Genomic DNA, 3,559 nt, shown 5'->3' on the forward strand with positions numbered 1-3,559 from the left:
AAAAGAGTATAATTTGTTTACACCTTTTTCTAACCATGAAAAAGCTTCAAAATGAAAAATGCTCCAAACAATAAATAAAAGAAAAGATGAAAAAAGGAATTCACCCAGAAAATTACAGACTAGTTGCATTTAAAGACATGTCAAATGAAGATGTTTTTATCACTAAATCTACTGCAGATACAAAAGAAACGATTGAAGTTGACGGAGTTGAGTATCCAGTTGTAAAAATGGAGATTTCCAGAACATCTCACCCATTTTATACTGGTAAATCTAAACTTATCGATACTGCAGGACGTATTGATAAATTCAAAACTAAATATGCAAAACACGCTAAAAAATAATAGCTGTTTTTCTTTAAATACAAAAGCCTTCCAGATTGGGAGGCTTTTTTTATGCGATAAATTTAAATTCCTTCAAAAACAACAGGGGTTTTTGCTGGCTAATAATCTTTATCTTTGAAAAGAATGATCTAATTAAAAAAGCAATGGAGTTTCTAAAAGATATTTTTGTTGATAAGCTGGGGCTGGAAATGCATCATCTTGAGAAGTTTTGTAGTTTACTTACAACGAAAACCTTAAAGAAAAAAGAACATTTGATTCAGGAAGGCTCTGTGTGTGATTTTATAGGTTTTGTTATTTCGGGCAAACTCCGGTCTTATGTTCAAAATGATAGTGTGGAATTTAATAATGATTTTTATCTTCAGAATAGCCTGGTGACCGCTTACACAAGTTATTTAACCCAAAGCCCGACGAATTGCAATATTGAAGCTCTGGCTGATACAGAAATAGCTTTCATTACTTATAAAAAGTTTAATGCGCTAATTGATGAAGATGTCCATTTTTTGAAATTGGCAAAATACATCTCGGATGTTTTCTTTATCAGAAAATGCAAACGCGAAACTTCATTTTTGAAAAATTCTGCCACAGAACGACTGGAGTTGCTTTATAAAACCTATCCGGGAATAGAACAGCAAATTTCACAATATCATATTGCTTCTTATCTCGGAATAAAACCAGAATCCTTAAGCCGCATTAAACTCTTAACATACATCAATAAATAAGTCTTTATTTAGGTTGAATTTTGTACTTCAGTAATCTATAAATATTTGAAGTATGCCAGCAATTCATCTTAAAGTCAGCGGTAACGAAAACCCTGCTTTAGCAAAAGAACTCGTAAAAACCATTAGCAGTCTCACCAGCCAAATCCTGCATAAAAAACCCGAAGTTACAGTCGTAACCGTGTCTTTTATTCCGGATTATTTATGGTTTGTAAATTCAGAATCCTTAGCTGAATTAAAAAAGAACAGTTTCTTTTTGACGATTAAAATTTCAGACTCCACAAATCTCAAAGACGACAAGGCAAAATATATAGAAGCCTTGCATGCATCGTTGTCATCTGTACTTGGGAATGTTCATCCGGTAAGCTATACGGCAATAGAAGAAATGAAAGCCGATGCTTACGGTTATGAAGGACTTACCATAGAATACAAAATCATCAACAATAAAATCCTGAATTTTAAAACAGAAAATAACCTTAGATAAAACAGAAATGGGAAAATTTAAAATGATATCGATTCTGCTTTTGGCTGTATTTCCATTTTACGGGCAGAAAAAAACCGACGATAAGAAAACAATATCAGCAATTATTGAGACCTATTCACAAAGTGTTATTGCCAAAGATTCTGTTGCTTTTTACAGTTTGTTTAATGAAGGAAATGTGATCTGGTGCGCAGCTTATAAAGACAGGACTCAGGCCAGAGAAATCGAAGCAAAAGGAGAAACAAAAGCGGGTAGTAATTATTTTTCGGGATCCTATAAGGGTTTTATGAGGGGTTTGTTCAGGGATAAAACTACTGAGGATAAGTTTGATAATATTAAAATTGTCGAAGACGGAACGGTTGCTTCTGTAACGATGGATTATAGTTTTTGGGCTGATAATAAAATGACAAATTGGGGCAGCAAGTATTTAAATCTTATTAAAAGAGATGGAAAATGGAAAATTACAAGTGTGATTTATTCATTAGAATTAATTAAATATTTTAAACAGCCAGATCTCAAGGAAAGGCAGGGTAAATAAATTTGTTACTGGATATGGGGTGGAAAGTGCTGTATTTTCTTTCATGAGAAGAAACATGTCTAATGATACAAATAAAATATTTGTAACTTTGGGCCAGGTAACCAACTCAAAATTTTAACAAATATTAATTAATTTATGAATTACATTCTATTTGACGGTCCCGTCCGGAATGCTTTGCTCCCTTTTACTTTTACCAGGCCCGTTGCTGATATTTTAATCGGAATTATGACGATTCGTCAAAAATGGGAAATGCGTTTAGGATCTACTATTACGACCATCACAGAAGACTATTTGTCGGAAAAATTTCCGATGGTAGAATTAGAAGAGAACGTAATGATCAATGCAGCTTATCTGCCAAATGATAAACTTGCAGAGATGATTTCTGATTTGAAAGTAAATCAGGCAATTTTTAAAGGAGAAGATGTAATTGCTTTTTTTGCATCTGAAAATCAGGAAGAAGTTGATTTCGATTCTTATGAAATTATTCAATATAATGATGATTGTCTGACAGTTGAACATACTTGGGATATTTTTTCAAAAAATGACGCTGCAATTCGTGAGGATTTTATCTATCTGACAGAAGACAGAAAATCACAGCCGATCCCAAAGAGCGTTAATGTAATTGCGCCGGAAAATATATTTATCGAAGAAGGAGCAAAATTAGAGTTCGTGACTTTAAATGCATCCAACGGACCTATATATATAGGCAGGAATTCTGAGATTATGGAAGGCACAGTTATTCGCGGGCCTTTTGCTTTATGCGAAAACGCACAAGTAAAATTGAATGCAAAAGTGTACGGTGCAACAACTGTTGGTCCGGGATCCAGAATAGGAGGAGAGGTAAAAAACTCGGTTCTTTTTGCGAATTCAAACAAAGGACACGACGGATTTTTAGGAGATTCTGTTTTAGGCGAATGGTGCAACATCGGTGCAGATTCTAATAACTCGAACCTGAAAAATAATTACGAAGAAGTAAAATTATGGAGTTACGAAACAGAAGGTTTTGCTAAAACCGGACTTCAGTTTTGTGGTTTGATGATGGGAGATCACAGTAAATGCGGAATTAATACGATGTTTAACACCGGAACTGTTGTTGGAGTAAGTGCCAATATTTTCGGATCTGGTTTTCCACGCAACTTTGTGCCAAGTTTTTCATGGGGAGGAGCAGCAGGTTTTACAACTTATGTCACTAAAAAAGCTTTTGAAACCGCAAAATTGGTAATGGGACGAAGAAATATAGATTTCGACGAAACAGAAGCGTCAATTTTGGAACACATTTTTGAGGAAACAAAAAAATGGAGAAAAGATTAAATTAATTAGATAATTAGTCAATTAGAAAATTAGATAATTTTTAAGCAAACCCGTCAGTCCCGAAGCCTCGGATAAATCTGACGGGTTTTTGCATTTAGATAAACCGGACTGAAGTCCGGCCCTACAATATAGCTCGAGCCGAAGGCTCTATTGTTGTTCCGCAGGAACCTAT

General features: G+C 34.4%; 5 protein-coding genes. All 5 read left to right on the plus strand.

The features are described 5' to 3' along the window. Window positions 1-86 precede the first annotated feature (86 nt). The 5 genes from DCO46_RS22395 (at window position 87) to DCO46_RS22415 (ending at window position 3,387) form a co-directional block, all read left to right on the plus strand. Window positions 87-341: a type B 50S ribosomal protein L31 gene (locus DCO46_RS22395; RefSeq protein ID WP_116754678.1), complete on the plus strand. Its 255-nt coding sequence runs from the start codon at window positions 87-89 to the stop codon at window positions 339-341. A gap of 143 nt (window positions 342-484) precedes the next feature. Continuing rightward, the gene (locus DCO46_RS22400) at window positions 485-1,060 is read left to right on the plus strand and encodes a Crp/Fnr family transcriptional regulator (protein WP_116754682.1); all 576 of its coding nucleotides are present in this window, start codon (window positions 485-487) and stop codon (window positions 1,058-1,060) included. Window positions 1,061-1,112: 52 nt separating this feature from the next. After that, window positions 1,113-1,541 (plus strand): tautomerase family protein, encoded by a 429-nt coding sequence (locus DCO46_RS22405; RefSeq protein ID WP_116754679.1) that lies wholly within the window; start codon window positions 1,113-1,115, stop codon window positions 1,539-1,541. 7 nt (window positions 1,542-1,548) lie between these two features. Continuing rightward, complete coding sequence (locus DCO46_RS22410; RefSeq protein ID WP_116754680.1) at window positions 1,549-2,076, plus strand: nuclear transport factor 2 family protein; 528 nt, start codon at window positions 1,549-1,551, stop codon at window positions 2,074-2,076. 135 nt (window positions 2,077-2,211) lie between these two features. Continuing rightward, window positions 2,212-3,387, plus strand: a complete 1,176-nt coding sequence (locus DCO46_RS22415) for a GlmU family protein (protein WP_116754681.1) — start codon at window positions 2,212-2,214, stop codon at window positions 3,385-3,387. Window positions 3,388-3,559: the final 172 nt, after the last annotated feature.

This window comes from Flavobacterium sp. HTF, assembly GCF_003105115.1.
Taxonomy (GTDB): Bacteria; Bacteroidota; Bacteroidia; order Flavobacteriales; family Flavobacteriaceae; genus Flavobacterium.